The sequence below is a fragment of the Burkholderia cenocepacia genome (assembly GCF_014211915.1).
Lineage (GTDB): Bacteria > Pseudomonadota > Gammaproteobacteria > Burkholderiales > Burkholderiaceae > Burkholderia > Burkholderia orbicola.
In genome coordinates this window covers 1321313-1337498 of the sequence record NZ_CP060039.1, presented here as the reverse complement: position 1 = coordinate 1337498, position 16186 = coordinate 1321313, and the positions used below count along the sequence as shown (strand labels likewise).

The following is a 16186-nucleotide window of genomic DNA, read 5'->3' as shown; positions in this document are numbered from 1 at the left end:
CGCACGGCGATCACGCCGCGTCGCAGCGGCCAGCGGCCAGCCGTGCGCGGCCGCCTGCCGCAATCCGCACGCAACGCGACGCGCGCGCATCGTCGGCGCCGGACACGCTGCGCCGCGGATGCAATTCGAAACGCCGGATTCCGCCGATCGATTGACCGACAGGCGGTGCAAACGTCAGTTCGTGCGCGGCGCCCGCGACGGCCACTTCGGCATCGCGCGGATAGCGTCGCAGCACACGCGACTGCCCGTCGACCTGCCCGCTGACGATCCACTCGCACGACCATTCGGCCGGATCGCATCGCTCACCGGCACGCAGGCATACGCCGTCGCGCCCGGCGCGACACAGCGTGACGCGCGCGCCGAGCCGCGTTGCCTCGGTACGCGCAAACGACAGCGCCCCGAGCAGCGCCCGCGAGCGGGCATCCACGCGTTCGCGCATGCGCCACTGGTCGAACGTGGGCACCGCATAGAGCGCGAGCCCCGCTGCCAGCGACATGGCGACCATCAACTCGACGAGCGTGAATCCGCCCGGTCGTTGCAGCACATGCTTCAAGGGTTGAGCGCCCCGTTCCATCGCAATCGTCCTCCGCCACGGTGATGCGACGACTGTAGCGGTGCGTGCGGACGGGCGCCATTTGCCGAACGGCCGACTGGCGACATGCGATCGCAACCGACACAATCGGCGCGAATCGAACCAACGGAGCAGACGATGAACGAACGCAGCGCGTCAGCGCTTACGTGGGGTCTTGGCGGGAGAGGCGCGACGGAACTCTTCGATCACGTCGGCAAATTCGGAAACGTCCTCGAACCGGCGATATACCGATGCGAAACGGACATAGGCGATCGTATCGAGGCCGCGCAACTCGTTCATCACGAGTTCGCCCAGCTTCTCGCTACGCACTTCACGCTCGCCAGTCGCGAGCAGTTGATACTCGATGCGGGCGACCGCCGCGTCGATCGCGTCGGCCGCAACCGGCCGCTTGCGCAGCGCGAGTTGCATGCTGGCGACGATCTTGCGACGGTCGAATTCCGTGCGGCTGCCGTCCTTCTTCACGACGGCCGGCAGGTTCAGTTCGACCCGCTCGTACGTCGTGAAGCGCTTGTCGCAAGCCGAGCAGCGACGGCGCCGGCGAATCGCGGCGCCATCTTCGGACACGCGCGAGTCGACGACCTGCGTGTCGTCATGCCGGCAGAACGGGCAGCGCATCGGCGATCAGCGATAGACCGGGAAACGCTTGGTCAGCTCGGCGACCTGCGCGCGCACGCGCTCGATCGTGGCTGCGTCCTCCGGGTTCTCCAGCACGTCTGCGATCAGGTTACCCACCTGCTCGGCTTCCGCCGGCCCGAAGCCACGCGTCGTCATCGCCGGCGAACCCAGGCGCACGCCGCTCGTCACGAACGGCTTTTCCGGATCGTTCGGAATCGCGTTCTTGTTCACCGTGATGTGCGCCGCGCCGAGCGCCGCTTCTGCTGCCTTGCCCGTGATGTTCTTCGCGCGCAGGTCGACCAGCATCACGTGGCTTTCGGTGCGGCCCGACACGATCCGCAGCCCGCGCTTGACCAGCGTTTCGGCCAGCACGCGTGCGTTCTCGACCACCTTCTGCTGATATTCCTTGAACTCCGGCGACAGCGCTTCCTTGAACGCCACCGCCTTCGCCGCGATCACGTGCATCAGCGGGCCGCCCTGGATGCCCGGGAAGATCGCCGAGTTGATCGGCTTCTCGTACTCGGCCTTCATCAGGATCACGCCGCCGCGCGGGCCGCGCAGGCTCTTGTGCGTCGTCGTCGTCACGAAATCCGCGTGCGGCACCGGGTTCGGGTACACGCCCGCCGCGATCAGGCCAGCGTAGTGCGCCATGTCGACCATCAGGTACGCGCCCACCGACTTCGCGATCTTCGCCAGACGCTCGAAATCGATCTTCAGCGCAAACGCCGATGCGCCGGCGACGATCAGCTTCGGCTTGTGTTCCTGCGCGAGCTTCTCGGCCGCTTCGTAGTCGATGTCTTCGTTTTCGTTCAGGCCGTAGCTCACCACGTTGAACCACTTGCCCGACATGTTCACCGGCGAGCCGTGCGTCAGGTGGCCGCCGTGCGCGAGGCTCATGCCCATGATCGTGTCGCCCGGCTTGAGCATCGCGAAGAACACGCCCTGGTTCGCCTGCGAACCCGAGTTCGGCTGCACGTTCGCCGCTTCCGCACCGAACAGCTGCTTCACACGATCGATCGCCAGTTGCTCGACCACGTCGACGTACTCGCAACCGCCGTAGTAGCGCTTGCCCGGATACCCTTCCGCGTACTTGTTCGTGAGCTGCGAGCCCTGCGCGGCCATCACGGCCGGGCTCGTATAGTTTTCCGACGCGATCAGCTCGATGTGATCTTCCTGGCGGCGGTTTTCCTGCTCGATCGCTGCAAAGATTTCGGGATCGACGTTCGCGATGGTGCTTTGGGCTCTGTCAAACATACGGTTTCCGTTAAGTGTGTACAGGTTGACCGGAGTGGCCGAGTACGGTGCGCTGCTGGCGAAACCAGCCCGACGTGGCGGAAGAATCCGTATGACGCGAGGCAGGACAGCCACCGGCGATGCACGCGACGGCGCACAACGGCTGCCCAGGCGAACGGCAAAAACGGCGCCCCGCGCTTCACGGTGGGATGCTCCACCTTGAACCCTGAGGGTTCTATCGCCAGTCACGCAGGGGTGATGAGCGCATTAGTGTATTGGATGCGTCATGAATAGGCAACCGCACGGCAGGGCCCCCAAACAATAAGGGCCAGACTCTACGCGCCCGTGCCGACACGTTTCGCCGTCTTGCCGCGGTGCGGCATTCTCAGTAGGCTTGCGGGATTCCACCCGCTATTCCGTTACCGACCAGGAGCAGCAATGATCGTGTTCGTCACAGGTGCGTCCGCCGGCTTCGGCGCCGCCATCTCCCGTGCCTTCGTCAAGGGCGGCCATCGCGTCGTCGCCACCGCACGCCGCAAGGATCGCCTCGATGCGCTCGCGGCCGAACTTGGCGACGCGCTGCTGCCGTTCGAGCTCGACGTGCGCGACCGCGCGGCCGTCGAAGCCGTGCCGGCCGCCCTTCCCGCCGAGTTCGCGGCGCTCGACGTGCTCGTCAACAACGCCGGCCTCGCGCTCGGCGTCGAGCCGGCCCAGAAGGCGAGCCTCGACGAGTGGCAGACCATGATCGACACGAACTGCTCGGGCCTCGTGACCGTCACGCACGCGTTGCTGCCGGGCATGATCGCGCGCGGTCGCGGCCATATCTTCAATCTGGGCTCGGTGGCCGGCACCTATCCGTATCCGGGCGGGAACGTCTACGGCGCAACCAAGGCTTTCGTCAGACAATTCAGTTTGAACCTGCGCACCGACCTGATCGGCACGCCGTTGCGCGTCACCGACATCGAACCGGGCCTGTGCGGCGGCACGGAATTCTCGAACGTCCGCTTCCGCGGCGACGATGCAAAGGCGGCGAACGTCTACCAGAACGTCCAGCCGCTCACGGCCGAGGACATCGCCGATACGATCTACTGGATCGCCACGCGCCCCGCGCACGTCAACATCAATACGATCGAAATGATGCCGGTCGCGCAAGCGCCGGCCGGCCTCACGATCCATCGCGGCTGACCCGTCCCCGCAGCCGCGGGCCCGCCTCCGGGCGGCCCGCGGTGTGCTACGACGCACTACATTCCGTTACGAATCGGTTACGAATCGGGCCTTTGCCTTCCGGTAGAATGCGCGCCATGACTCAGCCTACCCGCTCCCCGGAAGCGCCGTCCGGCTTTACCTGGCCGGTGCGCGTGTACTACGAGGATACCGATGCAGGCGGCATCGTCTTCTATGCCAACTACCTGAAGTTCTTCGAGCGCGCCCGCACCGAGTGGCTCCGTGCATGCGGCGTCGACCAGCGTCGGCTCGCCGACGACACCGGTGCGATCTTCATCGTGCGCAGCACGTCGCTCGACTACCGCGCGCCGGCGCGACTCGACGACACGCTGACGATCACGAGCCGGCCCGGACGCATCGGCCGCGCCTCGGTGGAATTCACGCAGGAAGCCTGGTGTGGCAACACGCTGCTCGTGGCCGGGCATATCCGCCTCGGCTGCGTCGACCGTCACGGCATTCGGCCCGCGGCCATCCCGCCGGTCGTGCTCGACGCGTTGCAACGCGGTCCCGTCATCGACGCCGGGCAGACGGGTTTGTCAACGAAGCGCGCATGAGCGCCGTTTAGACAAAGCCTATGAACTTGCCGTTCTGATTCGATACTAAGCAAGGTTCGGCGTCAGGCATGGCCGGCGCGCCGCGCCGCACGCACGCCGGACGCCCTTGCCGGGCACCCCCGAAGGGACGTTACTCAAACCTCTATGAATACTGTTCAAGACCTGTCGATCATTTCCCTCGTCCTCAACGCGAGCGTGCTGGCCCAGGCGGTGATGGGACTGCTGCTGCTGCTGTCGCTGATGTCGTGGACCTTCATCTTCCGCAAGTGGTTCGCGATCCGCCGCGCGCGTGCCCAGACCGAACGCTTCGAGAAGGATTTCTGGTCGGGCGGCGACCTGCAGGCGCTGTACCAGAGCGCCGCCAACAACCGCCACACGATCGGCGCACTCGAACGGATCTTCGAATCGGGGATGCGCGAATTCCTGAAGGCGAAGGAAAAACGCCTCAGCGATCCAGGCCTCGTGCTCGATGGCGCCCGCCGCGCGATGCGCGCGTCGTTCCAGCGTGAAATGGACGTGCTCGAAGCCAACCTCGCATTCCTCGCGTCGGTCGGCTCGGTCAGCCCGTACATCGGTCTGTTCGGCACGGTCTGGGGGATCATGAACTCGTTCCGCGGCCTCGCGAACGTGCAGCAGGCCACGCTCGCGAACGTCGCGCCGGGCATCGCCGAGGCACTCGTCGCCACCGCGATCGGCCTGTTCGCCGCGATTCCGGCGGTGGTCGCGTACAACCGCTACGCGCACGACATCGACCGCCTCGCGATCCGCTTCGAGACCTTCATCGAAGAGTTCTCGAACATCCTGCAGCGTCAGGCCCAGTAAGGAGCGCGCCATGGCAGGAAGCCCCATCCGATCCAGCATGCGCGGCGGCCGCTCGCGCCGCGCAATGGCCGACATCAACGTCGTGCCGTACATCGACGTGATGCTGGTGCTGCTCGTGATCTTCATGGTCACCGCACCGCTCGTCGCCCCGTCGATCATCAACCTGCCGACCGTCGGCAATGCCGCGCCGCAGGAGCAGACGCCGCCCGTCGTCGTCAACATCAAGGCCGACCGCACGATGAGCGTCAAGTACAAGGGCGACTCGGGCGCAACCCAGGAAGACACGATGACGAAGGCCGAGCTCGACAGCTTCATCTCGGCCCGGCAGGCCGATCACCCTGACCAGCCGGTCGTGATCGCAGCCGACAAGACCGTGCAGTACGATGCCGTCATGACCGTGATGTCCGATCTGAAGGCGCGTGGCGTCAAGCGCGTCGGCCTCCTCGTCAAATCGCAATGAACCGGCAGCAATCCACGCGCAGATCCGCCTACCCGCTCCAGCCTCCCCGCGAGCGCGGGACGTGGCGCGCGTTCGCGCTCGCCGCACTGATGCACGTGCTGCTCGCGCTGTTCCTCTATCACGGCGTGCAGTGGCAGAACAGCACGCCGGCCGACGCCGAAGCCGAGCTGTGGACCGAAGTGCCCGACGTCCCCGCGCCGCGGCCCGTCGTCACGCCCGCGCCGCCCGTGAAGGTCGCGCCGCCCCCTGCCCCGGTGCGCGACGAGCAGGCCGACATCGCGCTGCAGCAGAAGAAACGGCAGCAGGAAGCGGCCGCGCGCGAAGCGCAGCTCGAGCAGCAGCGCCGTGCGCAGCAACTGAAGGCGCAGCAGGAAGAGGAAGCCCGGCGCGCGCAGCTCGCCGCGCAACAAGCCGCCGCGCTGGCCGCACAGAAGGCCGCGGAACGCGACAGACAGAAGCAGGCCGACAAGCTCAAGCAACAGCAGCTCGCCGAACAGCAGAAGCTCGAACAGCAGAAACTCCAGCAGCAAAAGCAGGCGCAGCTCGAAGCGCAGCAGGCAGCGAAGGCGAAGGCCGACGCGGCCGCCAAGGCGAAGGCGGAAGCCCAGGCCAAGGCGAAAGCCGAGGCCGCGGCGCGCGCGAAGGCCAGTGCGGCGGCGAACGCGAAGCTCGACCGCGAACGCAGCGCGCGCCTCGCGCAGATGCAGGGCCTGTCCGGCGCCGGTGAAGGCGGCGGCGAAGGTCTCGCGAAAAGCGGCACGGGTACGGGCTCCGGCGGCAATGCCGCCACGCCCGGCTATGCCGACAAGGTGCGCCGCCGCGTCAAGCCGAACATCGTTTGGGGCGGCGAGCGGGCGGGCCTGACCACCGTCGTCAAGATTCGGTGCACGCCGTCCGGTGACGTATTGAGCGCATCGGTCTCCCGCTCGAGCGGGAATTCGGGGTGGGATCAAGCCGTGGTCAGTGCGATCCACGCATCGGTCCCGTTGCCGCCCGATTCTAACGGTCGTACCCCATCTGACATTACGATTACCTTCAAGGCGGCGGAGTGAAACGAAATGCGCTTACACTCCGGGCGTCGCTGTCAGATGGGAACGAATCGGGTATTTTTACTGTCTCTGCCGTTGCGCAGCGATCCAAGCCATACGGGAAGCAAGAAGCATGAGTTTGATGACAAAGCTAGGTTTCAGGGCACTCGTGGCCTCGTGTCTGATTACGGCGGGCAGCGCCGCTAACGCCCAGGTCAACGTGCTGATCACCGGTGTCGGGTCGACCCAGTTCCCCATTGCCACCGCGAACTTCACGAACGAGGCGAATCTGCCGCAGCAGGTCACGTCGATCGTGCGCGCCGACCTCGCCCGCAGCGGCAAATTCACCAACATCGACGCGGGCAGCACGCCCGTGCCCGAGACCGCCTCGGTCGATCTCGGCGCATGGAAGGCCAAGGGCGCGAATGCGTTCGTCGCCGGCAGCGTGAACCGCGACGCGAACGGTCAGTACAAGGTCAACTTCATCCTGTACGACACCGTGAAGCAGCAAAGCCTCGGCGGCCTGTCGCTGACGGCCACCGACACCACGCTGCGCACGGCCGGCCACAAGATCGCCGACTACATCTATCAGAAGCTGCTCGGCGTGCGTGGCGTGTTCGCCACGCGCCTGTCGTACGTGATCAAGACCGGCAACCGCTACCAGCTGCAGATTTCCGATTCGGATGGCCAGAACGCGCGCATCGCGCTGTCGAGCACCGAACCGATCATCTCGCCGGCCTGGTCGCCGAGCGGCACGAAGGTCGCGTACGTGTCGTTCGAGCGCAAGAAGCCGATCGTCTACATCCATGACCTGCCGACCGGCCGCCGCTACATGGTCTCCGACCAGAAGGGCAACAACAGCGCACCGGCGTGGTCGCCGGACAGCAACACGCTGGCCGTCGCGCTGTCGCTGACGGGCAATACGCAAATCTATACGGTCAACGCGAACGGCGGCGGCCTGCGCCGTCTCACGCAGAGCAGCTCGATCGACACCGAACCGTTCTACTCGCCGGACGGCCGCTGGATCTACTTCACGAGCGATCGTGGCGGTGCGCCGCAAATCTACCGGATGCCCGCGCAGGGTGAAAGCGCCGGGGCCGCGCAGCGCGTGACCTTCACCGGCAGCTACAACACCAGCCCGCGCGTGAGCCCGGATGGCAAGCTGCTCGCTTACATCTCCCGCACGGGTGGGGGCTTCAAGCTGTATGTTCAGGATCTGCAGACTGGCGCGGCGAACGCCATCACGAATACCAATCGCGACGAATCGCCGAGCTTCGCGGCAAACGGCCAGTACGTTCTGTACGCTACCCAGTCGGGTGGTCGCAACGTTCTGGCTGCAGTGCCCTCCGACGGCAGCGCGCCGCCGCAGATCTTGTCCGTCCAGGGCGGCTCCGTTCGCGAGCCGTCGTGGGGGCCCTTCATGCAATGACCACAAGGAGAGTAACCATGATGTCGAATAAAGCTCGTCTGGCCCTGGCCGTGATGATGATCAGCGCGCTCGCAGCGTGCAAGTCGGGCGTGAAGCTCGACGACAAGGCAAACAACGCGGGCGCAGTCAGCACGCAGCCGAGCGCCGACAACGTCGCGCAAGTGAACGTCGATCCGTTGAACGACCCGAACAGCCCGCTCGCGAAGCGCAGCATCTACTTCGACTTCGACAGCTATTCGGTGAAGGACGAGTACCAGCCGCTGATGCAGCAGCACGCGCAGTATCTGAAGAGCCACCCGCAGCGCCACGTGCTGATCCAGGGCAACACCGACGAACGCGGCACGAGCGAGTACAACCTCGCGCTGGGCCAGAAGCGTGCGGAAGCCGTCCGCCGTGCGATGGCACTGCTCGGCGTGAACGATTCGCAAATGGAAGCCGTGAGCCTCGGCAAGGAAAAGCCGCAGGCAACGGGTCACGACGAAGCATCGTGGGCGCAGAACCGTCGCGCCGACCTCGTCTACCAACAGTAAGTAACGGAAGAATCGCCGTATGACGCACCGTTTAACCTGGCTGCGCGTTGCCGCAGCGTTCTGCGTCGCGGGCGCGGCGTGGTCGGCCGCGCCCGCGCACGCCGGCATGTTCGACGACAACGAAGCGCGCCGTGCCGTGCTCGATCTGCGCAGCAAGAGCGACAACCTGTCGAGCCAGTTGTCGGCCGCCCAGCGTACGATCCTCGATCAATCCGGCCGTATCGACCAGCTGAACCAGCAGGTCGCGACGCTGCGCGGCGAGAACGAGGATCTGACGAACCGGCTGACGACGCTCGAGCGGCAGCAGAAGGAGTACTACCAGGATCTCGACACTCGGCTCAAGAAGTTCGAGCCGCAGCAGGCGACGATCGATGGTGTCGAAGGCACCGTGCAGCCGGGTGAAACGGATGCGCTCAGCGCGGCGCAGCAGCAGTTCCGCAACGGCAACTTCAAGGCGGCGGCGGCTTCGTTCCGTGCGTTCATCGCGAAGTATCCGGAGAGTCCCTATCAGCCGACCGCGCAGTACTGGTACGGCAACGCGCAATACGCGCTGCGCGACTACCGCGGCTCGACCGCGACGTGGCAAGGGATCGTCAGCAAGTTCCCGCAACACCCGCGCGCGGCCGACGCCCTCGTGGCAATCGGCACGAACCAGCTCGAGCAAGGCCAGAAGGCGGCCGCGAAGAAAACGTTCGAGCAGGTCGTGTCGCAGTACGCCGGGTCGAATGCGGCGCAGACGGCGCAGGGCAAACTCGAAACGATCAAATAATTATCGTGACGGGTTGTTGACAGCCCTGTAACCCGTCGCTATAATCTTTTGCTCTTTGGGTCGTTGCCCAAGTTGTTGAAGCAACGAATCAAAACAAGTTTCAAGAACGTGGGGTGGTAACTCAGTTGGTTAGAGTATCTGACTTTTAATCAGAGAGTCGAGGGTTCGAGTCCCTCCCACCCTACCAACTATCTTCGATAGTGCAAAAAGCCTCCCTCGCGGAGGCTTTTTTGCGTCTGTCACTTTGCGCATCGGGCTCCCTTCCCTGACGCCAGTACGCGCATCGATGAAAGCGCGCCCGGTGCGCGCAGTCGAATGATTCATTGCCGACTTCGACGAGCAAATCGCCGTTCGTACGCGTCCGCGCCACCTGTCGTGATTTGGTATCCGGAATTTCTCCATCGCCATGCGCAACGGCATGAACGAAACGAAAGGACAGCGGGCCCGCGGCACGCCGGCGAATGCGGGCGCCGCAGACATCATCGCGTTACGGGCAACCCCGGCAGGCGCTCGCCCCGCGTATTCCCGTCACTCCTGGATCGACGACGCGGAATCGGCGTCGGTATAGCGCGGCTTCGCGTTCTGCAAATCGCGCGTGTTCTTCTGCACGGCCACCGAGCCGAACAGCGCGAGCACGAACGACATCGCGTAAAAGCCCTTCTCGCTCAATTGCAGCGTCGCATTGAAGAGACCGACGATCAGCAGCGCGATCGACAAAAGCAGCGCGACCCAGCTGAGGCCGTAGTAGATGCCGGTGACGGAAATGCCTTCTGCGCGATCGCGCACGCTCTTCTGCAGCGAGATCGCCGCGTAGAGGCCGAACACCAGCACGGTGAAGTAGTAACCCTTCTCGTTGAGCTGCATGCCGGCGTTCCAGAGCCCGATCAGGAATGCCGCGAAACCGGCGAGCAGCGCGGCCCACGACGCGGCCACGAACGCGAACGACGGTTGCTGGATGGTGGTCTGGTTCATTGCTTTGCCCTCTCTTTCTTGTTGTTCGACGTCGTTGTCATTGAACTGCGTTTTGCGCATGGTAGCAGCTTTGGCGCGTATCACGACGGGCGTGCTTGCACGCTCACGTTTCGCGCCGCGCACGCCGCCAACGCCCCGGCGTCGTGCCGAGCACCGCGCGAAACGCCTTGCCGAACGCGGCCTCGGACTGATAGCCGACCGCCTGCCCGATTTCCGCCTGCCCGCGCTGCGTGTCCTGCAGCAGCGCGCACGCATGCATCATCCGGATCTGCGCGACGAACGCGCCGACGCTCATGCCGGCCTTCTCGCGGAAATGCCGCGCGTAGGTCGCACGCGACATCGCCGCCGCAGCGCCGAGCGATTCGACCGTCCACGGTTGCGCCGGCGCCTGCAGCACGGCGTGGACCGACGGGCCCAGCCGCGCATCGGCCGCGAGCGCGAGCCAGCCGGACGGTACGCGCGCACCACGACCGTACGCGCGCAGCGCATACGCCAGCAGCGCCTGCCCGAGCGCATTCACGATCGCGCCGGCACCCGGCTGCACGTTCGACGCCTCGGTACGCAGCACACTCGTCAGCAATTGCAGCGGCGCGGCCCCCGAGGTGTCGCGCAACCCGACGTGCAACACCTGCGGCAGCGTACGCATCAGCAGTTCGCCCGCGCCGCGCGCATAGACGAACCGTCCGCAGAGCAGATCCACGCTCGCGCTGCGCGGTTCGACCGGATCGAGATTCGACTTGACCGGCAGCACCGCGCCGTCGCCGACGCGCGAATCGCGCAACGGCACGAGTGGCTTCGAGCGGCCGCCCACTGCGTCGAGCAGATCGTGCCCGCCGCCTGCGGGCAGCAGCACGAAATCGCCCTCGGCGAGTTGCAGCGTGCGCCCGGCGGCGGCACGCAGCCGACAGGTTCCGGCCAGCACCAGATGGAATGCCGCCTCGCCGGGTGGCAGCGGGTCGTGCGGCATCGCGAACGGGCCGTCGAGCAGACAGCGCACATCGAGTTCGACATGGCTGCGACCCAGCGACAGCAGTTGACTCAATGCATCCATGAGACGATTACGCTAAAAATTGACACTCTAACGTCTCGAAACCCTCAGCGTGAGCGATCAGAATAGCCTTGCATCGCCCGAGATCGCGGCACCCGCCGCCCTCCTCACTCTTCTCGACAAGGACGCATCATGCTGAACTGGAACGAATACCGGAAGGAACTCTCGACGCGTATCGGCGACATCGCCAAGCTGTCGCCCGATACGCTGGCCGGCTACAAGGCGCTGTCCGGCGCGGGCGCCAAGACCGGCCATCTCGACGCGAAGACGCGCGAGCTGATCGCGCTCGCGGTGGCCGTCACGACGCGCTGCGACGGCTGTATCGCCGTGCATACGGCCGAAGCGGCCAAGCATGGCGCGACCAAGGAGGAAGTGGCGGAAGCGCTCGGCGTCGCGATCGCGTTGAATGCGGGTGCGGCGCTCGTCTATTCGGCGCGTGTGATGGACGCGCTCGGCGACTGAGCCCGCGCGGTGCGGCACGGCCCACGTGCCGCACCGCACCGAACTGCTGCATTGCGTGGTGCCAAGCGACATGGTCGCGCGGTCGCGTATCGCGCGGAGGCGGTCGCCACGTATGACGATTGTGGAGGCTCGCCCGGACGCGGCGCGGCTACCATGCGCGAACGATACATCGTGAAGGAGCGCTCCATGTGCCGCTGGCTCGCCTATACGGGTAATCCGATCCATCTGGAAACCGTGCTGTTCCGCGCGAAGCATTCGCTGATCGACCAGAGCCTGCATTCGGAGCTGGGCGCCACGACCACCAACGGCGACGGTTTCGGCATCGGCTGGTACGGGCATCCCGACGAACTCCCGTTCCGCTATCGCTCCGTGCATCCCGCATGGAACGACCGCAACCTGCGCGAAGCCGCGCGTGCGATCCGCTCGCGGATGTTCATCGCACACATCCGCGCGGCCACCGACACGCCCGTGCAGGAAACCAACTGCCACCCGTTCCGCCACGGCCGCTGGCTGTTCGCGCACAACGGGCTGATCCGCGACTTCCACAAGCTGCGCCGCGACCTGACGATGAAGGTCGATCCGGCGCTGTTCCCGACGCTCGAAGGCTCGACCGATTCCGAGTTGATGTTTCGCCTCGCGCTGACGTACGGTCTCGAGCAGGCGCCGCTACCGGCGCTCGAACGGATGGTCGGCGTGGTCGAGGAAACCGCCGCGCGGCATCGCGTCGCCGATCCGCTCAACATGACGATCTGCGCGACCGATGGCGAACGGATCGTCGCGGTGCGTTACTCGAGCGAACGGCAATCGCGCTCGCTGTTTCACAGCACGTCGTTCAAGCATCTGCACGAGCTGTATCCGCATAACCCGCGTATCGCCGAAGCCGGCGATGATGCGTTCATGGTCGTGTCGGAGCCGCTCGTCGACCTGCGCGGCGCGTGGGAGGAAGTGCCGGAGGGCATGGCGATCGTCGCGCATGGCGCCGATGTACAGCAGCGGCCGTTCGGGCCGCGGCACAAGTGACATCCGGCAGTCCTGACGAAAGCGAGCGTGATAAGACGATTGTGACGATCCGGCTTTTAAGGGCCGGCGCGTGGTGCTGCCGAAGCAATCGGAAGGGATGCCAATCGTCACCCGGCAAAGATAATCGACCCACACGCGTCGAATAATCCCCAATTCGATAATGAGCGACAGAATCGCATCACGAAGGCGGACGCCGCGCACACTCCTCTGCGGTTTTCGCCGAATAAAAAATTAATACTCTTGCGATTTCATACCCACCAGGAGCGGGGGCGATAATCGAAACACGGTCGAAGACATATGTGTCGAGGTATTCTGCAACACGTCGACGGGCACCGTCGCCCTGCCTCCGACGATTCCGCCGCAAGCTCTACTCGCTCCCGCCTCCCTCATGGCACCGGGCCGGTCGGGACGTACCGCAAACTCAGTGGGGCAATGAAATGGGGCGGTGATTCTACCTGCCTTTTACCGTACCGGCGACACGTGTTCATTTCCAATTATTACGACGAATCGGCAATCGTTACCGAGCAGAGGGTGCCCGAACAACGTCGTGCCGCACGAAGGCCATCGCTTATTCCTGATTAAAATATTCAAGTTACAAATTTAGAAAAGGCACGTTACAATTCGCCGACGGATGAATCCGCATCATAAAAAAGTACGACGCAGTTCCGGCACATCGACTCCGAGATGACTCAAGATCTCCAAAATTCCCTCCCTGTCATGCTGACGGGTAATCAATCCGTGCTTTCCAGCATGAAGCAGGACCATGCCTTCGTGGTATGGCTCACCGGTGTCTCCGGTGCCGGTAAATCGACGCTGTCGAATCTGCTGAAGGAACACCTCGAGGCACGCGGCCTTCGGACTTTTCTGCTGGACGGCGACCTGCTTCGCGAAGGATTGAATCAGGACCTGGGATTCAGCGACGCAGACCGCCACGAGAATATTCGCCGGACTGCCGAGGTCGCGCGCCTGATGGTGGAGGCCGGGCTCGTCGTCATCGTTGCGCTGATCTCGCCGTTTCAGGAGGCTCGCGCCAAAGCGCGCGCGCGTTTTCCACAGGGCATGTTTTTCGAAGTCTTTGTCGACGTTGCGCTGGATGTGGCGGAAGCGCGCGACCCCAAGGGGCTGTATGCGCTGGCAAGGCAAGGGGCCATTCGGCAGTTCACTGGCATCGAATCCACGTACGAGAAGCCGGTATTTCCCGACGTGCACGTGCGCACGGGCGAAGCCAGTCCGCTGGAATGCGTGCGCGCGATCATGCAGAAATTGCCATTGAACGACTGATACCGGCCCTCTCCCGGCTCGTCCGCGCCTCGACTACCCTCGCGCTATTGTGGCAAGCGACGGTTGAACCGTCTGCCTTGCGCCGCACCGGCCCACTGTCATGGTTAGCCGCGGCCCCCGAACCTCATCCGGATCGAATCAAGCTCACCCGGCAACCTGCGCGAACGCACGCGCCGCCGCGGCAGCGCGACGAACCCCAAGCGTTCGTACAGCGCCCGGGCGCGCACGTTGCGCGTCAGCACGTCGAGCACGACATCGCGGCTGCCATCGGCCGGCAACGCCGCCGTATCCAGCGCATCGCGAAACAGCGCGCTGAAAACGCCGGTGCCGCGCTGACGTTCGTCCGTCGCGCAATGCGCGACGAGGATCTGCGAACGCTTCGGCGCCGGGAGCTCCGTTTCGAGGATCAGTCCGCGCAGCAACTGGCCAACCGTGCGGCGCACGCCAAAAAAGCGCACGAGCGCCCACACGACGTGCACGTCGTCGAACGTCGTCCGCTGTCCGTCGTGAATCGCCATCACCGCGAGCACCGCGCCATCGTCCCCAACTGCGACCCGATGCCGGCGCCACGAGAAGCGTCCGTGGCGCGACCGGAACGCCTGCTGCAGGAAAGCGATGCAGCGCGCGTCGCTTTCGCCGAGAAAGAAGCCGAATTCGGCCACGCCGGACGCAAACACGAGCGGCGCGCATGCTGCCGCATCATCCGCACTGGCCGCGCGAAACCGCACCGGCTCGCCGACGCGTGGAGCCGCTTGCGCGACCGCGGCGGCCTGCGTCACGCGCCGCGCCCCGCGAGGCGCGACAACACGCCCACCGTCCGGCTGATCTGCTCCGGCTCATGCGTAGAACAGATGAAGAAGCGCAGGCGCGCGGCCTTTTCCTCGACGGCCGGATAGAAGATCGGCTGCACGTTGATCCCTTCGTCGAACATCGCATTCGCCCACTGCGCGGCCTTCAGCGAACTGCCCGTGATCACCGGCACGACCGCATACCCGGCGCTCGTGCCCGTATTCAGCCCGGCCGCACGCGCCTCGGTCAGGAACTGTCGCCCGCGCGCCTGCAACTGCGCGACGCGCTCCGGCTCGGCCTGCAGGCGTTCGAGTGCCGCCAGCGACGCTTCGGCGAGCGTCGGCGCGAGCCCGACGCTGTACAGGAAGCCCGGCGCCAGATGGCGCAGCATGTCGACGAGCGGCTGGCAGCCGGCGATGAAACCGCCGCAGCCGGCCAGCGTCTTGCTCATCGTGCCCATCCACATGTCGACCTGGTCGGGCGCGACGCCGGCATGCTCGCGGATGCCCTTGCCGGTCGCGCCGAGCACGCCGAGCGAATGGGCCTCGTCGACCAGCAGGAATGCCCCGTGACGCGTCTTCACGTCGACGAAGCGCTGCAGGTCGGGGAAATCGCCGTCCATGCTGTACAGCCCTTCGATCGCGATCATCACGTGCCGGTATTCGCGGTGCACGCGCGACAGCAGCTCGTCGAGCGCCTGCCAGTCGTTGTGCGGAAAGCTCAGCCGCTTCGCGCCGCTCAACTGCGCGCCCTGGACGATGCTGTTGTGCGCGAGCGCGTCGTGGACCACCAGATCGCCGGGGCCGAACAACGCGCCGATCACGGTCACGTTGGTCGCATGGCCGCTCACGAACGCGACGCAGTCGTCGGTCTCGTAGAACGCGGCCAGCGCGCGCTCGAGCGCGCGCTGCACCGGACGCTCGCCCGCGACCATCCGGCTCGCCGAAGCCGACGTGCCGTAGCGGTCGATCGCGGCTTTCGCGCGCGCGGACACCGCCGGATCGCCGGCCAGACCCAGATAGTTGTAGTTGGCGAAGTTCAGGTATTCGCGGCCGCCGATCTGCGTGGTCGCGCCGGCGACGCCGTCGTGCACGCGGAAAAACGGCGACTCGACCCGCAGCTTCTCGCCCATCTCGCGCATGATGCGGACCTGCTGATACTGCGGCATCGACTCGAAGCGGCTGCGCGCCGACGCGGTCTGCGCAGCCGGCGTGCCGGGCACGCCGGGCGCCGCCGCGGCGTCGGTCGCGCGCTCCAGTTGCCGTTTCAGCGCTTTCGCCGCCAGTTGCTGGCGAAGATGCTCTCCCAGTGCCATTGCTTCCTTCGCTGTATCTCGAAAAGACGCTATGTTACGCCGC

The 16186-nt window shown here is 65.4% G+C and carries 18 protein-coding genes, 1 tRNA gene and 1 riboswitch; of the genes, 12 read left to right on the top strand and 7 right to left on the bottom strand.

Annotated features, from left to right (window positions below):
• Positions 1-10: 10 nt before the first annotated feature.
• The 3 genes from SY91_RS06210 to glyA form a co-directional block, all read right to left on the bottom strand.
• A complete protein-coding gene (locus tag SY91_RS06210; protein WP_023476298.1) occupies positions 11-574 on the bottom strand; it encodes a GspH/FimT family pseudopilin in 564 nt (187 codons plus the stop codon).
• Between the two features lie 153 nt (positions 575-727).
• Positions 728-1207, bottom strand: coding sequence for a transcriptional regulator NrdR (gene nrdR / locus SY91_RS06205; protein WP_011694173.1), 480 nt, complete (start codon positions 1205-1207; stop codon positions 728-730).
• Positions 1208-1213: 6 nt separating this feature from the next.
• Positions 1214-2461: a serine hydroxymethyltransferase gene (gene glyA, locus SY91_RS06200; protein WP_011544684.1), complete on the bottom strand. Its 1248-nt coding sequence runs from the start codon at positions 2459-2461 to the stop codon at positions 1214-1216.
• Positions 2462-2598: 137 nt separating this feature from the next.
• Positions 2599-2699, bottom strand: a riboswitch (ZMP/ZTP riboswitch).
• Between the two features lie 179 nt (positions 2700-2878).
• On the opposite strand from glyA, the gene SY91_RS06195 reads away from it, so the two are divergent.
• From SY91_RS06195 to SY91_RS06155, 9 genes are all read left to right on the top strand, one after another.
• On the top strand, positions 2879-3625 hold the full coding sequence (locus SY91_RS06195) for an SDR family NAD(P)-dependent oxidoreductase (protein ID WP_011544683.1): 747 nt from the start codon (positions 2879-2881) through the stop codon (positions 3623-3625).
• 107 nt (positions 3626-3732) lie between these two features.
• Positions 3733-4218 (top strand): tol-pal system-associated acyl-CoA thioesterase, encoded by a 486-nt coding sequence (gene ybgC / locus SY91_RS06190; RefSeq protein WP_043887580.1) that lies wholly within the window; start codon positions 3733-3735, stop codon positions 4216-4218.
• A 144-nt stretch (positions 4219-4362) separates the two neighbouring features.
• Positions 4363-5040 (top strand): protein TolQ, encoded by a 678-nt coding sequence (gene tolQ / locus SY91_RS06185; protein ID WP_006476795.1) that lies wholly within the window; start codon positions 4363-4365, stop codon positions 5038-5040.
• Between the two features lie 10 nt (positions 5041-5050).
• Positions 5051-5500, top strand: coding sequence for a protein TolR (gene tolR, locus SY91_RS06180; protein WP_006484943.1), 450 nt, complete (start codon positions 5051-5053; stop codon positions 5498-5500).
• Positions 5497-6552 carry a cell envelope integrity protein TolA gene (gene tolA / locus SY91_RS06175; RefSeq protein ID WP_185921111.1) on the top strand — a complete coding sequence of 352 codons (1056 nt, stop codon included), beginning with the start codon at positions 5497-5499 and terminating at the stop codon, positions 6550-6552. The genes tolR and tolA overlap by 4 nt, the downstream gene beginning before the upstream one ends.
• A 109-nt stretch (positions 6553-6661) precedes the next feature.
• Complete coding sequence (tolB, locus tag SY91_RS06170) at positions 6662-7957, top strand: Tol-Pal system beta propeller repeat protein TolB (RefSeq protein WP_006476798.1); 1296 nt, start codon at positions 6662-6664, stop codon at positions 7955-7957.
• Positions 7958-7974: 17 nt separating this feature from the next.
• Positions 7975-8487 (top strand): peptidoglycan-associated lipoprotein Pal, encoded by a 513-nt coding sequence (gene pal / locus SY91_RS06165; RefSeq protein WP_006484980.1) that lies wholly within the window; start codon positions 7975-7977, stop codon positions 8485-8487.
• 19 nt (positions 8488-8506) lie between these two features.
• Positions 8507-9256 (top strand): tol-pal system protein YbgF, encoded by a 750-nt coding sequence (gene ybgF / locus SY91_RS06160; RefSeq protein ID WP_023476303.1) that lies wholly within the window; start codon positions 8507-8509, stop codon positions 9254-9256.
• A gap of 110 nt (positions 9257-9366) precedes the next feature.
• Positions 9367-9443 (top strand) — tRNA-Lys (locus tag SY91_RS06155).
• A 341-nt stretch (positions 9444-9784) separates the two neighbouring features.
• Here the strand turns inward: SY91_RS06155 and yiaA are convergent.
• Together yiaA and SY91_RS06145 are read right to left on the bottom strand one after the other, a co-directional pair.
• Positions 9785-10228, bottom strand: a complete 444-nt coding sequence (gene yiaA, locus SY91_RS06150; protein WP_027807496.1) for an inner membrane protein YiaA — start codon at positions 10226-10228, stop codon at positions 9785-9787.
• 103 nt (positions 10229-10331) lie between these two features.
• Complete coding sequence (locus SY91_RS06145) at positions 10332-11279, bottom strand: cupin domain-containing protein (RefSeq protein ID WP_023476305.1); 948 nt, start codon at positions 11277-11279, stop codon at positions 10332-10334.
• A 129-nt stretch (positions 11280-11408) separates the two neighbouring features.
• On the opposite strand from SY91_RS06145, the gene SY91_RS06140 reads away from it, so the two are divergent.
• The 3 genes from SY91_RS06140 to cysC all read left to right on the top strand — a co-directional run bounded on the left by SY91_RS06140 (position 11409) and on the right by cysC (position 14039).
• Positions 11409-11738, top strand: coding sequence for a carboxymuconolactone decarboxylase family protein (locus SY91_RS06140; RefSeq protein ID WP_006484989.1), 330 nt, complete (start codon positions 11409-11411; stop codon positions 11736-11738).
• A gap of 186 nt (positions 11739-11924) precedes the next feature.
• Complete coding sequence (locus tag SY91_RS06135; RefSeq protein WP_011544669.1) at positions 11925-12758, top strand: class II glutamine amidotransferase; 834 nt, start codon at positions 11925-11927, stop codon at positions 12756-12758.
• A 717-nt stretch (positions 12759-13475) separates the two neighbouring features.
• Positions 13476-14039 (top strand): adenylyl-sulfate kinase, encoded by a 564-nt coding sequence (gene cysC / locus SY91_RS06130; protein WP_023476306.1) that lies wholly within the window; start codon positions 13476-13478, stop codon positions 14037-14039.
• A 104-nt stretch (positions 14040-14143) separates the two neighbouring features.
• Here the strand turns inward: cysC and SY91_RS06125 are convergent, their stop codons facing one another.
• Positions 14144-14818 carry a GNAT family N-acetyltransferase gene (locus SY91_RS06125; protein ID WP_023476307.1) on the bottom strand — a complete coding sequence of 225 codons (675 nt, stop codon included), beginning with the start codon at positions 14816-14818 and terminating at the stop codon, positions 14144-14146.
• Positions 14815-16143, bottom strand: a complete 1329-nt coding sequence (locus SY91_RS06120) for an aminotransferase class I/II-fold pyridoxal phosphate-dependent enzyme (protein WP_023476308.1) — start codon at positions 16141-16143, stop codon at positions 14815-14817. The genes SY91_RS06125 and SY91_RS06120 overlap by 4 nt, the downstream gene beginning before the upstream one ends.
• Positions 16144-16186: the final 43 nt, after the last annotated feature.